This is a genomic window from Alloalcanivorax venustensis (assembly GCF_047495515.1).
Taxonomy (GTDB): domain Bacteria; phylum Pseudomonadota; class Gammaproteobacteria; order Pseudomonadales; family Alcanivoracaceae; genus Alloalcanivorax; species Alloalcanivorax venustensis.
Genome location: NZ_CP179934.1, coordinates 1 through 21,203 on the forward strand (window position 1 = coordinate 1; position 21,203 = coordinate 21,203).

The 21,203-nt window shown below is 63.7% G+C and carries 16 protein-coding genes, 2 tRNA genes and 3 rRNA genes; 6 read left to right on the forward strand and 15 right to left on the reverse strand.

From position 1 onward, the window contains the following. Positions 1 to 328: 328 nt before the first annotated feature. From rrf to tyrS, 6 genes are all read right to left on the reverse strand, one after another. Positions 329 to 444: ribosomal RNA gene (rrf, locus tag ACMG4O_RS00005) — 5S ribosomal RNA — on the reverse strand. 214 nt (positions 445 to 658) lie between these two features. Then, positions 659 to 3,550 (reverse strand): 23S ribosomal RNA (locus tag ACMG4O_RS00010). Positions 3,551 to 3,794: 244 nt separating this feature from the next. Beyond that, positions 3,795 to 3,870: transfer RNA gene (locus ACMG4O_RS00015), tRNA-Ala, on the reverse strand. 75 nt (positions 3,871 to 3,945) lie between these two features. Continuing rightward, positions 3,946 to 4,022: transfer RNA gene (locus tag ACMG4O_RS00020), tRNA-Ile, on the reverse strand. Between the two features lie 78 nt (positions 4,023 to 4,100). After that, positions 4,101 to 5,640 (reverse strand): 16S ribosomal RNA (locus tag ACMG4O_RS00025). Together the 16S, 23S and 5S rRNA genes with 2 tRNA genes alongside form the textbook arrangement of a ribosomal RNA operon. A 294-nt stretch (positions 5,641 to 5,934) precedes the next feature. After that, on the reverse strand, positions 5,935 to 7,134 hold the full coding sequence (gene tyrS / locus ACMG4O_RS00030; protein WP_414434848.1) for a tyrosine--tRNA ligase: 1,200 nt from the start codon (positions 7,132 to 7,134) through the stop codon (positions 5,935 to 5,937). Positions 7,135 to 7,344: 210 nt separating this feature from the next. On the opposite strand from tyrS, the gene ACMG4O_RS00035 reads away from it, so the two are divergent. Together ACMG4O_RS00035 and ACMG4O_RS00040 are read left to right on the forward strand one after the other, a co-directional pair. Next, entirely contained in the window at positions 7,345 to 8,700 is a 1,356-nt protein-coding gene (locus ACMG4O_RS00035; protein WP_194854881.1) for an OapA family protein, read from the forward strand. Next, entirely contained in the window at positions 8,690 to 9,781 is a 1,092-nt protein-coding gene (locus ACMG4O_RS00040; RefSeq protein WP_414434137.1) for an anhydro-N-acetylmuramic acid kinase, read from the forward strand. Before ACMG4O_RS00035 ends, ACMG4O_RS00040 begins: the two co-directional genes overlap by 11 nt. Before the next feature lie 10 nt (positions 9,782 to 9,791). Here ACMG4O_RS00040 and ACMG4O_RS00045 read toward each other — a convergent pair whose 3' ends face one another. The 6 genes from ACMG4O_RS00045 to ACMG4O_RS00070 form a co-directional block, all read right to left on the reverse strand. Next, positions 9,792 to 10,325 carry a phosphatase PAP2 family protein gene (locus ACMG4O_RS00045; RefSeq protein WP_414434138.1) on the reverse strand — a complete coding sequence of 178 codons (534 nt, stop codon included), beginning with the start codon at positions 10,323 to 10,325 and terminating at the stop codon, positions 9,792 to 9,794. 74 nt (positions 10,326 to 10,399) lie between these two features. Then, complete coding sequence (gene erpA / locus ACMG4O_RS00050; protein ID WP_067604808.1) at positions 10,400 to 10,738, reverse strand: iron-sulfur cluster insertion protein ErpA; 339 nt, start codon at positions 10,736 to 10,738, stop codon at positions 10,400 to 10,402. Between the two features lie 52 nt (positions 10,739 to 10,790). Continuing rightward, positions 10,791 to 11,249, reverse strand: a complete 459-nt coding sequence (locus ACMG4O_RS00055) for a bactofilin family protein (RefSeq protein ID WP_142948339.1) — start codon at positions 11,247 to 11,249, stop codon at positions 10,791 to 10,793. Positions 11,250 to 11,282: 33 nt separating this feature from the next. Further along, positions 11,283 to 11,924: a DUF6776 family protein gene (locus ACMG4O_RS00060; RefSeq protein WP_194854883.1), complete on the reverse strand. Its 642-nt coding sequence runs from the start codon at positions 11,922 to 11,924 to the stop codon at positions 11,283 to 11,285. Positions 11,925 to 12,007: 83 nt separating this feature from the next. After that, entirely contained in the window at positions 12,008 to 13,072 is a 1,065-nt protein-coding gene (gene argC, locus ACMG4O_RS00065; RefSeq protein WP_142948337.1) for an N-acetyl-gamma-glutamyl-phosphate reductase, read from the reverse strand. 70 nt (positions 13,073 to 13,142) lie between these two features. Then, positions 13,143 to 14,549 carry a chloride channel protein gene (locus ACMG4O_RS00070; protein ID WP_414434139.1) on the reverse strand — a complete coding sequence of 469 codons (1,407 nt, stop codon included), beginning with the start codon at positions 14,547 to 14,549 and terminating at the stop codon, positions 13,143 to 13,145. Between the two features lie 187 nt (positions 14,550 to 14,736). On the opposite strand from ACMG4O_RS00070, the gene hemJ reads away from it, so the two are divergent. The 4 genes from hemJ to hemL are packed head-to-tail and all read left to right on the forward strand — an operon-like array spanning position 14,737 to position 17,872. Further along, on the forward strand, positions 14,737 to 15,159 hold the full coding sequence (gene hemJ, locus ACMG4O_RS00075) for a protoporphyrinogen oxidase HemJ (protein WP_414434140.1): 423 nt from the start codon (positions 14,737 to 14,739) through the stop codon (positions 15,157 to 15,159). Between the two features lie 9 nt (positions 15,160 to 15,168). Continuing rightward, the gene (gene thiD / locus ACMG4O_RS00080) at positions 15,169 to 15,936 is read left to right on the forward strand and encodes a bifunctional hydroxymethylpyrimidine kinase/phosphomethylpyrimidine kinase (RefSeq protein WP_335629173.1); all 768 of its coding nucleotides are present in this window, start codon (positions 15,169 to 15,171) and stop codon (positions 15,934 to 15,936) included. Then, positions 15,933 to 16,589 carry a thiamine phosphate synthase gene (gene thiE, locus ACMG4O_RS00085; protein WP_414434141.1) on the forward strand — a complete coding sequence of 219 codons (657 nt, stop codon included), beginning with the start codon at positions 15,933 to 15,935 and terminating at the stop codon, positions 16,587 to 16,589. Before thiD ends, thiE begins: the two co-directional genes overlap by 4 nt. Further along, positions 16,586 to 17,872 carry a glutamate-1-semialdehyde 2,1-aminomutase gene (hemL, locus tag ACMG4O_RS00090; RefSeq protein WP_414434142.1) on the forward strand — a complete coding sequence of 429 codons (1,287 nt, stop codon included), beginning with the start codon at positions 16,586 to 16,588 and terminating at the stop codon, positions 17,870 to 17,872. Before thiE ends, hemL begins: the two co-directional genes overlap by 4 nt. Before the next feature lie 12 nt (positions 17,873 to 17,884). Here hemL and ybaK read toward each other — a convergent pair whose 3' ends face one another. From ybaK to mrcB, 3 genes are read right to left on the reverse strand one after another with little or no spacing between them, the layout of a single operon-like run. Further along, a complete protein-coding gene (ybaK, locus tag ACMG4O_RS00095; protein ID WP_335629175.1) occupies positions 17,885 to 18,349 on the reverse strand; it encodes a Cys-tRNA(Pro) deacylase in 465 nt (154 codons plus the stop codon). After that, positions 18,346 to 18,795: a tetratricopeptide repeat protein gene (locus tag ACMG4O_RS00100; RefSeq protein ID WP_194854889.1), complete on the reverse strand. Its 450-nt coding sequence runs from the start codon at positions 18,793 to 18,795 to the stop codon at positions 18,346 to 18,348. Before ACMG4O_RS00100 ends, ybaK begins: the two co-directional genes overlap by 4 nt. Next, entirely contained in the window at positions 18,771 to 21,128 is a 2,358-nt protein-coding gene (gene mrcB / locus ACMG4O_RS00105; protein WP_414434143.1) for a penicillin-binding protein 1B, read from the reverse strand. The genes ACMG4O_RS00100 and mrcB overlap by 25 nt, the downstream gene beginning before the upstream one ends. Positions 21,129 to 21,203 lie beyond the last annotated feature (75 nt).

Sequence of the window (21,203 nt, forward strand, 5' to 3'; positions counted from 1 at the left end):
TGCCCGCGAAAGGCCGGCTCTGCCGGCCGGCAGGATTCCAGAGAGGTTTGGAGTGGGGCTGAGCTACTTAGGTCGCTTTGCCGGTAGCGGAGGCTTGGCGTGAGCTGACCTACTTTAGGTCGCTTTGCCGGTAGCGGAGGCTTGGCGTGGGCTGACCTACTTTAGGTCGCGAGCGGTGCTCGCGATCGCTTCGCGACGCCTTCTGCGCCTCCGCCTGGCTCCTGCGGAGCATCGGCGGTCACATGGCCTTGTAGGGAGAGGAGTTCATCGTATCTTAAATATAAAAAACCCCCGCCACTTTCGTGACGGGGGTTCTTTATATTTAAGAGCCTGACGATGACCTACTCTCACATGGGGAAGCCCCACACTACCATCGGCGCTGAGTGGTTTCACTTCTGAGTTCGGCATGGATTCAGGTGGTTCCCACTCGCTATGGTCGTCAGGCAAACCGGTTGGTGCGTGATGTTCCACTCACCTAATGGGGTTGCCCTGCCTGCCTTTCGGCACGCAAAGCCAATTCTGGGCAATGAGATTGTCCGCGTTAGAGCGTCTCCGACACTCGCGCTATCGGTGCGTATCGATATCGTTGCGACCGCGCCTGGGCTCCGATGATGGTCTGCGGGTTTCGCAGGCCACACCGTGACCGCTTTGGCGTTATATGGTCAAGCCGCACGGGCAATTAGTACGGGTTAGCTTCACGCCTCACAGCGCGTCCACATCCCGCCTATCAACGTGGTGGTCTTCCACGGCCCTTTAGGGGCATCAAGTGCCCAGGGAGATCTCATCTTGAGGGAGGCTTCCCGCTTAGATGCTTTCAGCGGTTATCCCGTCCGAACGTAGCTACCCGGCAGTGCCACTGGCGTGACAACCGGAACACCAGAGGTTCGTCCACTCCGGTCCTCTCGTACTAGGAGCAGCTCCTCTCAAATCTCCAACGCCCACGGCAGATAGGGACCGAACTGTCTCACGACGTTCTAAACCCAGCTCGCGTACCTCTTTAAATGGCGAACAGCCATACCCTTGGGACCGGCTTCAGCCCCAGGATGAGATGAGCCGACATCGAGGTGCCAAACACCGCCGTCGATGTGAACTCTTGGGCGGTATCAGCCTGTTATCCCCGGAGTACCTTTTATCCGTTGAGCGATGGCCCTTCCATACAGAACCACCGGATCACTAAGACCTGCTTTCGCACCTGCTCGACTTGTGGGTCTCGCAGTCAAGCACCCTTCTACCTTTACGCTCATTGCACGATGTCCGACCGTGCTGAGGGTACCTTTGTGCTCCTCCGTTACTCTTTGGGAGGAGACCGCCCCAGTCAAACTACCCACCACACAATGTCCCCGACCCGGATAACGGGCCTGGGTTAGAACCTCGAACATGCCAGGCTGGTATTTCAAGGACGACTCCACGATGACTGGCGTCACCGCTTCAATGTCTCCCAGCTATCCTACACAAGCAGGCTCAAAGTCCACTGTGAAGCTATAGTAAAGGTTCACGGGGTCTTTCCGTCTAGCCGCGGGTACACAGCATCTTCACTGCGATTTCGATTTCACTGAGTCTCGGGTGGAGACAGTGCCCCCATCATTACGCCATTCGTGCAGGTCGGAACTTACCCGACAAGGAATTTCGCTACCTTAGGACCGTTATAGTTACGGCCGCCGTTTACCGGGGCTTCGATCAAGAGCTTCGCCGAAGCTAACCCCATCAATTAACCTTCCGGCACCGGGCAGGCGTCACACCCTATACGTCCGCTTACGCGTTTGCAGAGTGCTGTGTTTTTAATAAACAGTTGCAGGGGCCTTTTCACTGCGACCACTCGGTGCTTACGGGGCAAGCCCTTCACACCAAGTGGCGTACCTTCTCCCGAAGTTACGGTACCACTTTGCCTAGTTCCTTCACCCGAGTTCTCTCAAGCGCCTTAGAATACTCATCCCAACCACCTGTGTCGGTTTGGGGTACGGTTCCTTGTAACCTGAAGCTTAGAAGATTTTCCTGGAAGCAGGGCATCAACCACTTCCCAGCCGCAAAGGGCCGGTGGTCTCGACTCTCAGCCTTAGGATCCCGGATTTGCCTAAGATCCCAGCCTACGGTCTTTCCCCGGGACAACCAACGCCCGGTAGGCCTAGCCTTCTCCGTCTCTCCATCGCAGTTACAAGAAGTACGGGAATATTAACCCGTTTCCCATCAGCTACGCCTTTCAGCCTCGCCTTAGGGGCCGACTCACCCTGCGCCGATTAGCGTTGCGCAGGAAACCTTGGTCTTTCGGCGTGCGGGTTTTTCACCCGCATTATCGTTACTCACGTCAGCATTCGCACTTGTGATATCTCCAGCATGCTTCTCAACACACCTTCACAGACTTACACAACGCTCCCCTACCCAGTATGCCTAAGCACACTGCCGCAGCTTCGGTATCCAGTTTGAGCCCCGTTACATCTTCCGCGCAGGCCGACTCGACTAGTGAGCTATTACGCTTTCTTTAAAGGATGGCTGCTTCTAAGCCAACCTCCTAGCTGTCTAAGCCTTCCCACATCGTTTCCCACTTAACTGGAATTTGGGGACCTTAGCTGGCGGTCTGGGTTGTTTCCCTCTCCACGACGGACGTTAGCACCCGCCGTGTGTCTCCCGTACTGCACTCACCGGTATTCGGAGTTTGCATCGGTTTGGTAACCCGGGATGGGCCCCTAGCCGAAACAGTGCTCTACCCCCGGTGGTGATATACGAGGCGCTACCTAAATAGCTTTCGGGGAGAACCAGCTATCTCCGGACTTGATTAGCCTTTCACTCCGACCCACAGCTCATCCCAGCATTTTTCAACATACTTGGGTTCGAGCCTCCAGTGCGTGTTACCGCACCTTCACTCTGGCCATGGGTAGATCGTCCGGTTTCGGGTCTATTCCCAGCAACTAAACGCCCTATTCAGACTCGGTTTCCCTACGGCTCCCCTAGATGGTTAACCTCGCTACTGAGAATAAGTCGCTGACCCATTATACAAAAGGTACGCCGTCACCCAACAAAGCGGGCTCCGACTGCTTGTACGTGCACGGTTTCAGGATCTATTTCACTCCCCTCTCCGGGGTTCTTTTCGCCTTTCCCTCACGGTACTGGTTCACTATCGGTCAGCCAGGAGTATTTAGCCTTGGAGGATGGTCCCCCCATGTTCAGTCAAGGTTACACGTGCCCCGACCTACTCGTTTTCACTGAATCAGATTTTCGGATACGGGACTATCACCCACTATGGTCGGCCTTCCCAGACCGTTCTCCTAATCAGTCATCAGCTTAAGGGCTAATCCCCGTTCGCTCGCCGCTACTCAGGGAATCTCAATTGATTTCTGTTCCTACGGGTACTTAGATGTTTCAGTTCCCCGCGTTCGCCTCACCGACCTATGGATTCAGTCGGTGATACCCGCCTTACAACGGGTGGGTTGCCCCATTCGGAGATCTCCGGGTCAAACGGTTGTTTGCCACCTAACCGGAGCTTATCGCAGGCTACAACGTCCTTCATCGCCTCTGGCTGCCAAGGCATCCACCGTGCACGCTTCGTCACTTGACCATATAACCCAAAACAGTCATACGGCCGCAACGATTAACGATACGCACCAAATAGACACAAGTGTCAGATAAACTTCTAACGCTTGTATTCCATTGGAATACTTGGACTTTCTCATTTCCCAGATTGTTAAAGAGCATGCCGGTCCGATAACGGACTGCAGCGCTGACCAGAAGTCAGAAGCAAACGGTCGCGTACAACCGCTTGACTATGACTTCGCCGATGGCCGGCGAACGATTTTGGAAATTGGTGGAGCCGAGGAGGATCGAACTCCTGACCTCCTGCGTGCAAGGCAGGCGCTCTCCCAGCTGAGCTACGGCCCCTTTAATTCAGCACAAAACCGTAAACTGTTGATGGAACCGACCCGCCGCCTTCCTTGGAAAGCGGCGGGCTTGTTCTGGTGGGTCTGGGCCGATTTGAACGGCCGACCTCACCCTTATCAGGGGTGCGCTCTAACCAACTGAGCTACAGACCCAAAAACAGCGCTTTGGCATCTTTAACCGTTCAGACAAGCAAACGTGTGGGTCCCTGCTTGGGCAGGTACTCAAGTCGTTAAGGAGGTGATCCAGCCGCAGGTTCCCCTACGGCTACCTTGTTACGACTTCACCCCAGTCATGAACCACACCGTGGTGACCGTCCTCCGTAGTTAGACTAGCCACTTCTGGTGCAATCCACTCCCATGGTGTGACGGGCGGTGTGTACAAGGCCCGGGAACGTATTCACCGCGGCATTCTGATCCGCGATTACTAGCGATTCCGACTTCACGGAGTCGAGTTGCAGACTCCGATCCGGACTACGACTGGCTTTAAGGGATTAGCTTCGCCTCGCGACTTCGCAACCCTCTGTACCAGCCATTGTAGCACGTGTGTAGCCCAGGTCGTAAGGGCCATGATGACCTGACGTCGTCCCCACCTTCCTCCGGTTTGTCACCGGCAGTCTCCCTAGAGTTCCCACCATGACGTGCTGGCAACTAAGGACAAGGGTTGCGCTCGTTACGGGACTTAACCCAACATCTCACGACACGAGCTGACGACGGCCATGCAGCACCTGTCACTCGGCTCCCGAAGGCACCAAGGCATCTCTGCCAAGTTCCGAGGATGTCAAGACCTGGTAAGGTTCTTCGCGTTGCATCGAATTAAACCACATGCTCCACCGCTTGTGCGGGCCCCCGTCAATTCATTTGAGTTTTAACCTTGCGGCCGTACTCCCCAGGCGGTCTACTTATCGCGTTAGCTGCGCCACCAAAGTCACTAAGGACCCCGACGGCTAGTAGACATCGTTTACAGCGTGGACTACCAGGGTATCTAATCCTGTTTGCTCCCCACGCTTTCGCACCTCAGCGTCAGTGTCAGTCCAGGAGGCCGCCTTCGCCACTGGTGTTCCTTCCGATCTCTACGCATTTCACCGCTACACCGGAAATTCCACCTCCCTCTACTGCACTCTAGCGTGCCAGTATCGGATGCAATTCCAAGGTTGAGCCCTGGGCTTTCACATCCGACTTAACACACCGCCTACGCGCGCTTTACGCCCAGTAATTCCGATTAACGCTTGCACCTTTCGTATTACCGCGGCTGCTGGCACGAAATTAGCCGGTGCTTCTTCTGCAGGTAACGTCAAGTACTCACCCGTATTAGGGGTAAGCCTTCCTCCCTGCTGAAAGTGCTTTACAACCCGAAGGCCTTCTTCACACACGCGGCATGGCTGGATCAGGGTTGCCCCCATTGTCCAAGATTCCCCACTGCTGCCTCCCGTAGGAGTCCGGGCCGTGTCTCAGTCCCGGTGTGGCTGATCATCCTCTCAGACCAGCTACGGATCGTCGCCTTGGTGAGCCTTTACCTCACCAACAAGCTAATCCGACGCGAGCTCATCCATCAGCGCAAGGCCCGAAGGTCCCCTGCTTTACCCCGTAGGGCGTATGCGGTATTAGCCCGAGTTTCCCCGGGTTGTCCCCCACTCATGGGTAGATTCTCACGCGTTACTCACCCGTCCGCCGCTCGACGCCTCCTAGCAAGCTAGGATCGTTTCCGCTCGACTTGCATGTGTTAGGCCTGCCGCCAGCGTTCAATCTGAGCCATGATCAAACTCTTCAGTTCAGAAAAGCTTTTTAAGTGCCTACGCACTTAGTACATGCTCAGCTCGAAACAAATTCAACTAGGTTGACTTGTTCAAAGCCGATATCTTTTTGAGATACCTACTCCAAACAGGTCCCACACGTTTGCTTGCCTGATTGTTAAAGAGCTGCGGGGTCGGCGTTGTTGTCGTCGCCCCGTCGAGGAATGCGCATTCTACGGATCGGGCCTTTCCTGTCAAACCTTTTTTGGCGGATTCCTCGAAATTCTTTGCGGTCGGCCAATTTTCATTCAAATCCAGGCCTTAGGGCCCGATTCCTAGCGAATCGTGACCCGCGCGATCTTCTTCTTGCCCGCCTGGATCACCGCGCTTTCGCCACGGGCGAAGGTGCGCTCCTCGGTGAGCTGCTGGCCGTCCACGTAGACCGCGCCCCGCCCGAATACGTCCTTGGCGGCTTTACCATTCTGGGCCAGACCGGCAAGGCGGAGCAACGGCACCACGTGCACCTCGTAGCCCTCCTCCAGGACCACCTCCACTTCCGGGACGTTGTCGGGTATCGCCCCCAGGGAGGTCAGGTTGCCCGCCGAGGAAGGCGCCGCCTGGGCGGCCGCCTCACCGTGGAAGCGGGTGACCATCTCCAGTGCGAACGCTTTTTTGGCCTCCTGCGGGCTACCCAGCCGCTCCGCTTCCGCCTTGCGCTCTTCCAGAGCCTCATTGGAGAGACCACTGAGCAATTCATAGTAGCGCCAGGTCATATCGTCGGGGATCGACAGCAGCTTGCGGTACATCTCCCCGGGGGCGTCGTTAACGCCGACATAGTTCTTCAGCGACTTGGACATCTTCTGGACTCCGTCCAGCCCCTCCAGAATCGGCATGGTCAGGCAGATCTGCGGCGCCTGCCCATAGGCCTTCTGCAGGGTACGCCCCATCAGCAGATTGAACTTCTGATCGGTACCACCCAGCTCCACGTCCGCCTCCATGGCCACCGAATCGTAGCCCTGCACCAGCGGATACAGGAATTCGTGCACCGCGATCGGCTGATTGGCCCGGTAGCGCTTGTCGAAATCGTCGCGCTCGAGCATGCGCGCCACCGTATACTGGCTGGCCAGCTTGATCATGCCGGCGGCGCCCACCTGATTCATCCAGGTGGAGTTGAACACCACCTCGGTCTTTTCCGGGTCCAGGATCTTGAACACCTGCTCTTTATAGGTTTCCGCGTTGCGCTCGATCTCTTCGGGGGTGAGCGGCGGGCGCGTGGCGCTCTTGCCGGTGGGGTCACCGATCATGCCGGTGAAATCGCCGATCAGGAACATCACATGGTGGCCCAGCTCCTGAAACTGCCGCAGCTTATTGATCAGAACCGTATGGCCCAGGTGCAGATCCGGGGCGGTGGGATCAAAGCCCGCCTTGACTCTTAAAGGGCGGCCGCTGGCGATGCGCTCGCGCAATTCGTCTTCCTGAATGATCTCATCCGCGCCACGGCGCAGCAGCGCCAGCTGTTCGTCCACCTTGATCATCATCACCTCATTCGCGGCCCGGGAATGGCCGGACCCAGCCTGTTTTAGGAACTTGCCCCGGCGGCACCGGTCTCAAACGCCAACCCGCCGACCACATCTCACCCTGAAAAGCGCGCCATTGTAGCACTTGAAGCGGGTTGTAGAAGGCGGGTATCTTTGCTGCAACTAAATGAACGCCCTCGGCGGCGCACCTCAGAGCGTAGTAAAAGCATGAGTATTAAATTATCCGCCCTCGGCCGTGCCGCGCGCCGTTTCCCCCGCACCCATCTGATCCTCTCCGGGGCGCTGGTGATCACGGTGGGGCTGATCGCCCTGACCCCGGAATCCGGAGAGTCCCGCCCGGAACGTCTGCAAACGCTGGACCTGCCCAAGCCGTCGGCCAGCGAGGAACTGGTCCGCCAGGAAAGCGCTCAGCCGGTCGCCGACGTCCGCGCGCCGGCGGAGACGCCCGACGAGGAGCAATGGATCAAGATCACCGTGGCGTCCGGCGACACCCTGTCCGGGCTGCTGCAGTCGCGCGGCGTCAGCGCGGCGCAGGTGCACCGCCTGGTTACCGGTGACGAGCGCCTGGCCGAGCTGGCCACCATCCGCCCCGGCGATTCCCTGAATATTTCCGTGGACGAAGCCGGCGAGCTGACCTCGCTGCGCTACAGCCCGTCCCGGGTGGAAACCGTGGAAGCCACCCTGGAAGACGGCAACTGGCGGGTGGAGAACGTGGTGCGCGAATATCAGCGCCGCACCCGCTTCGCCGAGGCCACCATCGACAACTCCCTGTTCCTGGCCGGCCACGCCGCGGGCATGAGCGACAACCTGACCATGCAGCTGGCCAACATCTTCGGCTGGGACATCGACTTCGTGCTCGACATCCGCAACGGCGACCGCTTCCGGGTGCTCTACGAGGAGCTGTATCTGGATGGCGAGAAGGTCGGCGAAGGCGAAATCATCGCCGCGGAATTCTGGAACCAGGGCCGCCACCTCACCGCCTACCGCTACCAGACCCGCGACGGCGACGTGTCCTACTTCGACAGCGACGGCAACTCCATGCGCAAGGAGTTCATCCGCACCCCGGTGGCCTTCTCGCGCATCAGCTCGCGCTTCAGCACCGGCCGCAAGCATCCGATTCTGAACAAAGTACGCGCCCACAACGGCATCGACTACGCCGCCCCCAGCGGCACCCCGATCAAAGCCGCCGGCAAGGGCAAGGTGATCTTCGCCGGCGTCAAAGGCGGCTATGGCAATGTGCTGATTCTCAAGCACGGCCAGCGCTACTCCACGCTGTACGCCCATATGCGCGGCTTCGCCAAGGGCATTCGCGTCGGCAGCCGGGTGAATCAAAGCCAGACCATCGGCTATGTGGGCGCCTCCGGCCTGGCCACCGGCCCGCACCTGCATTACGAGTTCCGCATCGACGGCGTGCACCGCAATCCGCAGACCGTGCCGCTGCCCAAGGCCAGCGGCATCGCCAGCAGCGAGAAGCCCCAGTTCCGTCTTCAGAGCAGCCGTCTGGCGGCGCAAATGACCATGTTCGCCGAGGCCGCCACCCTGGCCAGCAGCAATGTCTTCTGAATCGCTGTTCGTCGGTCTGATGACCGGCACCAGCCTGGACGGCGTGGACGCCGTCCTGGCCAGCGTCACCCACGCCGGCACCCGGGTGCTGGCCCACCACGGCAGCGACCTTCCCACCGCCCTTCGCGCGGACCTGCAGCGGTTGTGCCGCCCCGGCGACGATGAAATCGACCGGGCCGGCGCCTGCCACCGGGCCCTGGGCGCTCACTATGCGGACGCCGTGGCCGCCCTGCTCAGCAAAGCGGACGTGCCGGCGGACGCCGTCACCGCCATCGGCTGCCACGGCCAGACCGTGCGCCACCGCCCCGGCGACGCCGGGTTCAGCGTGCAGCTCGGATGCCCGGACACCCTGGCGGTCCGATCCGGCCTGCCGGTAGTCAGCAATTTCCGCAACAAGGACATGGTGCTCGGCGGCCAGGGCGCGCCCCTGGCGCCGCGCTTCCACGAGCACGCCTTCGGTGATCCGCACGAGCGCCGGGTGGTTCTCAATCTGGGCGGCATCGCCAACGTCTCGCTGCTGGACAAAGGCGAATTGATCGGCGGTTTCGACACCGGCCCCGCCAATACCCTGCTGGATCAGTGGCACCAGCGGCACCAGGGCGGCGACTACGACCCGCGGGGCGACTGGGCCGCCGGCGGCGAGGTGATTCCGGCCCTGCTCGACAGCCTGCTGGGCGACCCCTACTTCCACCTTCCGCCGCCCAAAAGCACCGGCCGGGAGTACTTCCATCAGGACTGGCTCGCCCCGCATCTGGGTGCCGACATGGCACCGCGCGATGTGCAGGCCACCCTCGCGGAGCTGACCGCCCGCACCGTCGCCGAGGCGATCAGCGGGTTCCATGCCGACCGCCTGCTGGTCTGCGGCGGCGGCGTGCATAACCGGGATCTTCTCAACCGGCTCGCCCGGCATTGCGGGCTGCCGGCGGACAGCACCGAAGACGCCGGTGTCGCACCGGAATGGGTGGAGGCGGCCGCCTTCGCCTGGCTGGCCTGGGCCTTCTGGGAACGGGTGCCGGGCAACGCACCGCAAGTGACCGGCGCCGGCCGGCCGGCGGTGCTCGGCCATCTGAGCCTGCCCTGAATCGCGTGAATTATACGAAGAGCGAGCCGATCATCGCGCAACTGGTGCCGAGCAAGGCGCCGGCGGCGATATCCGACGGGTAGTGCACGCCGAGCAGCACCCGCGACAACCCCACCAACAGTGCGAACGCCAGCGCCAGCGTCGCCACCACCGGATAGAAGATACCCAGCAGCGTCGCCATGACGAAGGCCGCGGCGGTGTGGCCGGAAGGGAAGCTGAAACGGCCCGCGGGCTTAATGAAGGCGCACAGCGCCATCTCGGAATCGGCGGGTCTGGGGCGTTTGATCAGGTTCTTGAGCACCATGAAGGCCGGCACTTCCAGGCCGTAGGCCACCGCCGCCGCCAGGGCGAAGCGGGTGCCGTCATCGGGGTCGACCAGCCAGAGCATCACGACCAGCGCCGCGTAGAAGGGGCCGTCACCGAACCGGGAGATGGCCCTGGCCATGCGGGCGCGGCTGGCGGCCCGGGGCTGGGCCAGCAACCAGCACATGGCGCGGGTATCCGCGGCCGTCATTTTCTGGATGGAAGGTCTTTGTATCGTCATGCCTACAGCCTCCATGCTGCTCAAGACAATATTCTGATACTTTAATGACCGTTAAATGACAGCGCCAGCCCGACTCACACCGAGAACGACGAACCGCAGCCGCAGGTGGTGGCCGCGTTGGGGTTATTGACGATAAACCGCGAGCCCATCAGGCCCTGCTCGTAGTCCACCTGGGAACCGTCCAGATACTGGATGCTCATGGCGTCCACCAGCAGCGTCACGTCTTCACGGGCCACCGCCGTATCGTCCTCGTTCACCGCTTCATCAAAGGTGAAGCCGTAGGAAAACCCCGCGCAGCCGCCGCCGGTGATGTACACCCGCAGTTTCAGTTCGGGGTTGCCTTCGTCGTCACGGAGCTCGCGCACCTTGGCGGCGGCCCGTTCGGTCAGGATTATGGGTCCGGATTCGCTCATGTCACTCAATGCCGTTATCACATCGCCATAGTCCAGTACCCGACTATTACAGTCAAGTATTCTCGGGCCGGGCGTCCGCCTCCGCGGGGTCCGCATCCGGCCGGCCACCGGGCTTCTCGGGCGCCGGCAGGTTGCGGCGCTCTTCGTCCAGACGCACCAGCTTGCCGTTCACCCGCGCGCCCATCAGCATCTCGATCATCACGTAGAAGACATTGCCCTCCACCTGGGCCTTGCTGGCCAGTTCCAGATGCTCGGTGGCGTTCACGTCGCCTTCCACCCGGCCGTTGATGGTGATTCTCGGCACGCGGATCTCGCCACGCACCACGCCGCTCTCGCCGATCACCAGCTGGCCACCGTCTTCACCGACGGTGATATTGCCGTCCACTTCGCCCTGAACGTGCAATCCCCCGTTGAACTCAATATCGCCCACGATGCGGGCACTGGGAGCGATCAGGGTGTGATCGCGGAAATTTTGCTGACCACCCGTGCTCTTCTTGTCTCGCCCAATCACCTGTCGTCTCCTGCTTGATTATTCGATACGCCATCACCAAGGAAGGCTCTGAACCACCTCCGCGCGACGCGGCGCGGTGGCTGTCGCGGTCATCTCCAAAGCGTCGATGCGCGTGCCCTCGGGCACCGTCAGCGTACCGGAAAGCTCCTGGAAGTACCGGAAACGGAATCGCAAATCGCTGTTTTCCCCCAACAGCTCACCGCCATCCAGCGTCACCGGCTCGCCGTCACGGGAGCCTTTCAGCGCGAAGCTCACCGTGCCCGACAAGTATCCCCGGTTATCACCGGACTGAACCAGTATCAAACGGTAACGGAAGCGCCGTTCCCCGTTCTCCGGGCTCACCTCGAATTTCTCCACCTGCATGGGCGCGTCGGACGCCCCCGGGGACATCACGTTCTTGTAGAACGCCACCGCCTCTTCCAATTCCGCGCTCTGATCACGCAGGCCGCGAATCTCCTGGCGCAACTGCTCGCGGGCCTGATCGGCCACCTCCACCTCCGCCCGGTAGCGGGCCAGATCGTGGCGCACGGTGCGCAATTCCTGGCGGGCGTCGCGTAATTCCGCGCGCAGCTCGCTGTTTTTCATGTTGCTGTCCAGGGCGCCGCTCTGGCCCAGCCAGGAGCCCGCCAGAAACGCCACGATCACCGCCGCCAGCGCGGTCACTGTCAGCAGCACGCGGGTGCGCCGGCGGTGCGACGGACTCACCGGAACCAGAATGACATCGTCAACGCCCGCTCTGGGCCGGCTTCCCGTCGCCATCAGGGCAGCAACGCGGGGAGATCAATGCCGGCCGTCTCTTCCAGGCCGAACATGAGGTTCATGCATTGGATCGCCTGGCCGGACGCGCCCTTGACCAGGTTATCGATCACCGACAACACCACCAGGACGTCGCCGCCCCCGGGCCGGTGGATCGCCAGACGGCAATGGTTGGAGCCTTTCACGAAACGGGTCTCCGGATGGCTGCCCTGGGGCATCACGTCGACGAAGGGTTCGTCGGCGTAGCGCGCCTCGAAGGCCGCCTGCACCTGATCCAGCGCCGGGGTGTCGCCGTTGACGGTGGCATACAGGCTGGCATGGATGCCCCGCACCATCGGCACCAGATGCGGCACGAAGGTGACCGACACCGGCCCGCCGGCGATGTCACCCAGGCCCTGCTCGATTTCCGGCAGATGCCGGTGCCCGCCGGCGCCGTAGGCCTTGAAGCTCTCCGACGCCTCCGCCAGCAACATCGGCACCTTGGCGCCGCGTCCGGCGCCGCTGGCACCGCTGGCGGCACTGGCGATCAGTTGTTCCGGGCGCACCCAGCCGCGCTCCAGCAACGGCAGGTAGCCGAGCTGAATCGAGGTGGGGTAACAGCCGGCGCAGGCCACCAGCCGGGCACCGCGAATGCGTTCGCGGTTCACTTCCGGCAGGCCGTAGACCGCCTGATCCAGCAGTTCCGGGCAGGCATGGGGCTCGCCGTACCACTGGCTCCAGACGCCGGCGTCGCGAAGCCGGAAATCCGCCGACAGGTCCACCACCCGGGTGCCGGCGGCCAGCAACTCCGGCACCAGCCGCATGGCGACATTGTGCGGCGTGGCAAAGAACACCACGTCACAGGCCGCCAGCGCGGCCACGTCCGGCTCCTCGAACTTGAGGTCGGTGTAGCCGCGCAGGGTCGGGTACAGATCACTGACCTTCAGGCCCTGCTCGCTGCGCGAGGTAATGGTTTCCAGGCGCACCAGCGGATGCCGCACCAGCAGGCGCAGCAACTCCACACCGGTGTACCCGGTGCCGCCGACAATGCCGACTTTCAAAGGGTTCGCCGCGTCGACCTGGGTCATACCATTACTCCCGTTACTACTTTCCACTAAAGGAACCGCATGATAGGCACCACCGCCATGGGCGGCAACTTCATTGGCCGCCGCCGCGGCCCCGTTCGTCCGGCGGGCCGCTTTCGGTGCTCACCACCCGCGCCCGGTCCAGGGCCATGCCCTCGCCTTCCTGCAACCGTTCCGCCAGGGAGTCGTAAAGCGGGCGCACCCAGACCAGCTTGGCCACCGCCGCCGCCACGAACGCGCCGGCCATCAACGGCAGCAGGATGTCGTGGCGGTTGCCGGTGAGCTCCATGACGATCACGAACGACGTGATCGGCCGCTGGATCACCCCGGCCAGAAACGCCGCCATCGCCACCAGGGTGATGCCCACCACCGAGGAGTCGGGAAACAGCCCGCCGATCACATTGCCGACGCCGGCGCCGGCGGTCAGGCTGGGGGAAAACAGGCCGCCGGGAATACCGGTGAAATAGGACACCAGGGTGGCCGCCATCTTGGCGAGCGGGAAACTCCAGTCGCCGTCGGCGTCACCGCTGAGCAGGTGGCGGGCCTGTTCATAGCCGCTGCCGTAGGTCATGCCGCCGGTGACCAGCCCCAGCAGCACCAGCACCAGCGCGCACAGCAACACCACCCGGTAGGGGTGCTTGCGGCCATAGGGCGCCAGAAAACGGCTGCCGGTGATCAGCAGACGGCTGAAGGCCCCGCCCAGCAAGCCGCACACCAGGCCGGTGACGCCGATGGCGAGCCAGTCCTGGGTAATGTCCAGCGCCCCCTGGGGATGGCCGAAAAAGCTGTAATGTCCGGCGATCGCCAGCACCACCACGCCGGACAGGATAATCGCCAGAATCAGGGTGCCGCTGGTGCGCTGTTCGAACGAGCCGGACAGTTCCTCGATGGCGAACACGATGCCCGCCAGCGGCGCGTTGAAGGCCGCCGACACCCCGGCGGCGCCGCCGGCCACGATCAGGGCGTTGTCCACGTACTTCTGGTGAAGGCGGCCGACCTGCCCCACCGAGTACATCATCGCCGCGCCCATATGAACGCTGGGTCCCTCGCGGCCGATGCTGGCGCCGCACAGCAGCCCCATGCAGGTGAGCGCGAACTTCATGACGATAACGCGGAACGACAGAAAGGTGGGCCGCAGCCAGTGATAGCGCTGTTTGAGCACCACCAGCACCTGGGGAATACCGCTGCCCTGGGACTCGGCGCCGGTGCGGCGCATCACGAACACGGTCGCCAGCATCCCCAACGGTGTGATCAGCACCGGCCACAACGACGAGTGCCGCTCCATCTCAGCGAACGCCTCGGCGCACAGTTCCGCCACCCAGGCGAACCCCACGGTGACCAGACCGACCATCAGCGCGCCGATCCAGAACACCACCCGCATCTTCCAGTCCTGGAGGGTGCCCAGCTGCCGACGTGACAGACGCCGGGTGCGAAACAGATAGTATCGCAGCAGGCGGCTGGCGCGTGGTGGCTTGGTCACGGCATCCTCTTTTGTGTCAGATCGGCGTCAGCGGCTGGCACCGGAGTGGCGGAACAGGGTCCGGAAGCGGCCCGCGGCCTCAGCGGCGCGGGACGATACAAGCAAGGCGCTGTAGTATACAGCGGCTAGCGGGTGACACTCCAACGCGGTGCACCCCGACCACCCTGCGTACCGGGAGAAGACTCCAATGCTATGGCTGAAAGCGTTCCACCTTATTGCCGTGATTTGCTGGTTCGCGGCGATCTTTTATCTGCCCCGCCTGTTCGTGTACCACGCCATGGCCGAGGACCAGACCAGCCGCGACCGCTTTAAGGTCATGGAGCGCAAGCTCTACCGGGGCATCATGAACCCGTCCATGATCGCCACCCTGGTGCTGGGCATCTGGATGCTGGCGCTGAACTGGGACTACTACAAAACCCAGGGCTGGCTGCACGCCAAGATCACCCTGGTGGTGCTGCTGATCGGCTACCACCACGTCTGCCTGGCCTACCTGAAGAAATTCGCCGCCGACGCCAATACCAAGAGCGACAAGTTCTACCGGATCTTTAACGAAGTGCCGGTGTTACTGCTGGTGGCGATTGTTATCCTGGCGGTGGTGAAACCGTTTTGAGCGTATTCAATGAGACCTAATATTCTTGTCATCGCGGGCCACGACCCGTCCGGTGGCGCCGGCATCCACGCCGACATCGAGGCGATCCAGAGCACCGGCGGCTTCGCCAGCACGCTGATCACCGCGCTGACGGTACAAAACAGCCGCAAGGTCAGCAGCTTTCAACTGACCCCGCTGGAGCTTCTTGAACAGCAGGCGGACGCCCTGCTCGCCGATTATGAGTTCCAGGCGGTGAAGATCGGCATGACCGGCTCGGTGGCCACGGTGGAATGGATCGCCCGCCTGCTGGCCCGCCTGCCCGGCGTGCCCGTGGTCCTGGACCCGGTGCTCGCCGCCGAGTCCGGCGGCAGCCTGGCCCAGGGCGATCTCAACGAGGCCCTGATGGACCGGGTCGCCCCCCAGGCCACCGTGCTCACGCCCAACCTCCCCGAAGCCGGCCAACTGAGCGGCGAAACAGGGGTGGCCGAGGCGGGCGCCGCGCTCACCCGGCGCTGCGGCCGCGCGGTGCTGGTGACCGGGACCCACGACGACACCGACCAGGTCGCCAACCACCTGTTCCAGGGCGAGCACCACCGCCAATGGGAATGGCCGCGCCTGCCGGAGGTGTACCACGGCTCCGGCTGCTCGCTGGCCTCGGCGATCGCCAGCCTGCTGGCCCGCGGCCTGCCCCTGGAAGACGCCGTCGGCGACGCCCAGGCGTGGCTGCACCGCACCCTGCAGCACGCTTGGCAGCCCGGCGGCGGCCAGTTCGTACCGGACCGGAGCCTGACACCATGAGCCAGCCCCTGCAGGGCCTCTACGCCATCACCGATCCGCAGCTGACGCCCGGCGACCGCGTGCTCAGCGCCGCCGAAGCGGCCCTGCGCGGCGGCGCCACGGTGCTGCAGTACCGCGACAAACCCGCCGACGCCGACACCCGCCGCCACCGGGCCGCGCGGCTGGCCCTGCTGTGCAAGGACTACGGCGCGCGCTTTATCGTCAACGACGACGCCGCCCTGGCGGCGGAAGTGGAAGCCGACGGCGTGCACCTGGGCCAGAGCGACGGCGCGGTCGGCCGCGCGCGCATGCTGCTCGGCGACGACAAGCTGATCGGCGTGTCCTGCCATGGTCGTCTTGATCTGGCTCAAAAAGCCGCCGACGAGGGCGCCGACTATCTCGCCCTGGGGCGTTTTTTCGAATCGCGTACCAAGCCGGGCGCGCCGCCCGCGTCGCTGGACACCCTGCGCGAAGCACGCCGCCGCTTCTCCCTGCCGCTGGTGGCGATCGGCGGAGTGAATCCGCATAATGCCCGCCAACTGATCGAGGCCGGCGCCGACCTGGTGGCCGTTATCCACGCCCTGTTCGGCCACGCCGACGACGCCGACGTGGAAGCCGCCGCCCGGCGGCTGCACGCCGCCTTCCCGGCGCCCCCCTTCAAGGAGTCCCAATGAGTCGCAAGCATTCCGAACAACTGTTCCGCCGTGCCCAGAAACACATCCCCGGTGGCGTTAATTCCCCGGTCCGCGCCTTTAAGGGCGTGGGCGGCACACCGGTGTTCTTCCGCCACGCGGAAGGCCCCTACCTGTTCGACGAGGACGACAACCGCTACGTGGATTATGTCGGCTCCTGGGGGCCGATGATCCTCGGCCACAACAACCAGGAAGTGCGCGAAGCGGTGCTCAAGGCGGTGGCCGACGGCCTCAGCTTCGGCGCCCCCACCGCCGCCGAGGTGGACATGGCCGACCTGGTCTGCGAGATGGTGCCGTCCATGGACATGGTGCGCATGGTCAACTCCGGCACCGAAGCGGTGATGAGCGCGCTGCGTCTGGCGCGCGGCCACACCGGCCGCGACAAGGTGATCAAATTCGAGGGTTGCTACCACGGCCACGTGGACAGCCTGCTGGTGAAAGCCGGCTCCGGCGCGCTGACCCTGGGCACCCCCAGCTCACCGGGCGTGCCCAAGGCGGTCACCGACGACACCCTGACCCTCAATTTCAACGACGCCGGCGGGCTGGCGGAAGTGTTCAAGGCCCAGGGCGACCAGATCGCCGCCGTGATCGTCGAACCGGTGGCCGGCAACATGAACTGCGTGCCGCCCACCCAGGGCTTTCTGGAAGCCCTGCGCGAACAGTGCGACCAGCACGGCGCGGTGCTGATTTTCGACGAAGTGATGACCGGCTTCCGGGTCGCCCGGGGCGGCGCCCAGGCCCGCTACGGCGTGACCCCGGACCTCACCACCCTGGGCAAGATCATCGGCGGCGGCATGCCGGTGGGCGCGCTCGGTGGCAAACGGGAAATCATGGAAAAGCTGTCACCGCTGGGCCCGGTCTATCAGGCCGGCACCCTGTCCGGTAACCCGGTGGCGATGGCCGCCGGCCTGGCGACGCTGAAACAGCTGCGCCGCGACGGCTTCTACGAAGAGCTGGAAGCAAAAACCGAACGGCTCACCGCGGGGCTGGCCGAAGCCGCCCGGGGCGCCGGCGTCGGCTTCCACACCACGCAGGCGGGCGGCATGTTCGGCCTGTTCTTCACCGACCAGACCCGCATCAGCCGCTTCGACGAGGTCATGGCCTGCGACCAGCCGCGCTTCAACGGCTTCTTCCACGCCATGCTGGACCGCGGTGTCTATCTGGCGCCCAGCGCCTTCGAAGCCGGCTTCGTGTCGATCACCCACAGCGACGACGACATCGACGCCACCATCCAGGCCGCCCGGGACGCCTTCAGCGTTCTTTGAGGCGGACAGGAGCTAGCGGGCCAGTGCCACACACTGGCCCGCGGTCAGCGCCAGCAGATCCACCGCCGCCATCTCGATTTCCAATCCACGCCGGCCGGCGCTCATGTACAGGGTATCGAAACTCAGAGCGCTCTGATCCAGCCACAGCGGCAGGCGGCGTTTTTGCCCCAGCGGACTGATGCCACCCAGCACATAGCCGGTGACCCGTTGCGCCAGATCGGCGTCGGCCATCTGCGCCTTCTTGCCGCCGGCCGCCTTGGCCAGCGCTTTCAGATCAAGGCTCAGGTGCACCGGCACCATCGCCACCTGGGGCTGATCGTCGACCACCGCCAGCAGCGTCTTGAACACGCGGCGCGGGTCCAGATCCAGAAGCTCCGCGGCCTCCAGGCCGTAGCTTTCGGCACCGGGGTCGTGCTGGTAGCGGTGCAGCCGGAAATCGACGCCGGCGTCCTCCGCCATTTTTACCGCCGGGGTCATGCGCGGTCCGGCTGCCGCAGGGCCTGGGCCCGCGCGCGCGCTTCATCGGCGCCGCTGCGGTCGCCCTGCTCGGCGCGGGCGGCGGCCACCAGCTCCCACAGCTCGGCGCGGTAGTCGTCGTTATCCGGCGCCAGACGCAGCGCGCGCTGGGCAAAGCCTTCGGCGGCATGGCCATCGCCCTCTTCCAGCCGCAGCAGCGCCAGCTCGCGGTACAGCCACGAGGAGTTGGGCGCCATGGTCAGCGCCCGTTCCAGGTAGCGGCTGGCCGCGCCGGTCTCTCCCTGGGCACGGGCCTGCTCGGCGCGGCTCAGCAGCGCCATCGCCGGAGACCCTTGCAACTCGGTGTCGGCGGTGACCGGCTCCGCTTTCTCCGCCGGCGGCGTCACCGCGCAGCCGGACAGCAACAGCACCGCCAGCAGCGTTAGTCGAACCAGCCCTTGAACCATTCCACCACTCCTTCCTTAACCTGGGTCGCGCTACCGCAACCGTCGCTTTGCTCCGGGATGGAGGCCTCCAGCATCGGGTATTCCCGCGCCCCGGAACAGCCTTTGCCACTGGTTTTCTCCCCGGAGGGATCCATCCACACCTCTTCCACGCCCGGCGGCGGCACCTGGGACAGGCTGGTCTGCGGCAGGCCGGCCATCAGCCGGCTCCACACCGGGAGCGCGCCGGACGAGCCGGTCACACGGGCGTTTTCGTTGTTGTCACGGCCCACCCAGACCACCGACAGGTGGTTGCCGGAGAAGCCGGCGAACCAGGCGTCCCGGTATTCATCACTGGTGCCGGTCTTGCCGGCCACTTTCAGGTCCGCGGGCAGCACCGAGCGGGCGGAACGGGCGGTGCCCTTCTCCACCACCTGCTGCATGCCCCACTGAATCAGATAGGCCGGCCCGGAATCGATCACCTCTTCGGTGTCCACCGGATAGCGGGCCAGCGGCTCGCCGTCCTTATCCATCACATCGGTGATCGAACGCAACGGCGTGGCGAAGCCGCCGGTGGCGAGCGGCTGGTACAGCATCGCCACCTCGAAGGGCGTCATGCCGATGCTGCCGAGCAGAATACTGGGGTAGGCCGGAACGGTCTTTTTCACGCCCAGCTGGGACAGGGTCCGGACCACCGCGTCCGGCCCCACGTCCATGCCCAGGCGCACGGTGGCCTGGTTGCGTGAATAGGCCAGCGCGTCGACCAGCGGGATGGGGCCCTTGGATTCGCCGTCGAAGTTCTGCGGGGTCCACTTCTTGCCGGTGGTCAGCGGCACGGTGATCGGCTCGTCCGCCACCGGGGTGGCCAGGCTGTAGCGCTTGGGCCGCTGCAGCGCGGTGAGCATCACCACCGGCTTGACCAGCGAGCCCATCGGCCGGGTGGCGTCCAGGGCGCGGTTGAAACCCTGGGCGCGGGACTCGCGGCTGCCCACCAGCGCCAGCACGTCGCCCTGGGCCGGCGCCACCACCACCACCGCGCCGTTGAGCGCGTCGCCGGAGGCGTCCAGGCTGTTGAGGTGCTCACTGAGCGCCTTCTCGGAGGCCAGCTGCGCCAGCACGTCCAGGGTGGAGTGAATCCGCAGGCCCTCCTCGCCCAGCACGTCGGCCGGGTAATCCCGGGCCAGCTGACGGCGCACCAGATCAATGAACGCCGGGAAGGCGTACAGCGGCGACGCGCCGCGCGGCACCACTTCCAGATCCCGTTCGCGGAAACGCCGGTACTCCTGATCGCTCAGCGCGCCCTCTTCCAGGGCCACTTTGAGCACCGTGTTGCGACGCGCCAGGGAACGCTCCGGGTTACGACGCGGGTCGTAGTAGCTGGGGCCCTTCAACAGGGCCACCAGGGTGGCGAGCTGATGGGGCTCCAGCTCTTCCAGCGGTCGCCCGAAATAGAACTGGGCGCCCAACCCCATGCCGTGGATGGCGCGCTTGCCGTCCTGGCCCAGATACACTTCGTTGAGGTAGGCCTCGAGGATCTGCTCTTTGCTGTAGTGCAGCTCCAGCAACACCGCCATCGGCATTTCCACCAGCTTGCGGGCCAGGGTGCGGTCCTGCGTGAGCCAGAAATTCTTCACCAGCTGCTGGGTCAGGGTGCTGCCGCCCTGCACCAGGCCGCCGGCTTTTACGTTGGCCACCATGGCGCGGGCCAGCCCCCGTGGCGAGACCCCGTGGTGCTCATAGAAATCACGGTCCTCGGTGGCCAGCAGCATCTGCACCAGCAGCGGCGGCACCCGGTCCAGGGGCACGAACACCCGGTCCTCGGTGTGGCCGGGGTGGATGCTGCCGATCTGCAGCGGCTCCAACCGGGCCAGTGAATCGCCGTCGTTGCTGTCCAGCGCGCTGATCTGTCCGCCGCCGAGCGTGACGCGAATGCGCTGGGCCGGCTCGCCGCCGTCGCTGTCGCGGAAACCACGGGTATGGATCACCAGGGTGTTGCCGTCGGTGGTGTAGCTGCCCGGGGTGGGCGCGCCACCGGCGCGACGGTAGCGCATCAACTCCAGCATCTTGAGCATGTCGTTGCGCGCCAGAACCCGGCCGGGATACAACTCCACCGGACGCGCGTATACGCGCGCCGGCAACTGCCAGACGTGGCTGTCGAACCGGTCGCGCACATAGGCGTCCAGATAGGCCAGCCCGGCGGCCGCCAGCACCAGCAGCACCACCGAGACCTTGGCGATGAACCGCCAGCTGAACCAGCGCCGCCCCGCGGACCGGTTGTTTCGTTTGTTTCCCGACTTAGCGGGGCGGCGCGCGGACCCTTTACGGGCGGACGCCGGCTTTTTCGCATTCTTCGCCATGGTCGCGAGTATAGTGAGACGGTGGCCGGGAGCCTACGCAAGAAAACCCGGTTTTACACTGTTATCGGTGTCTTT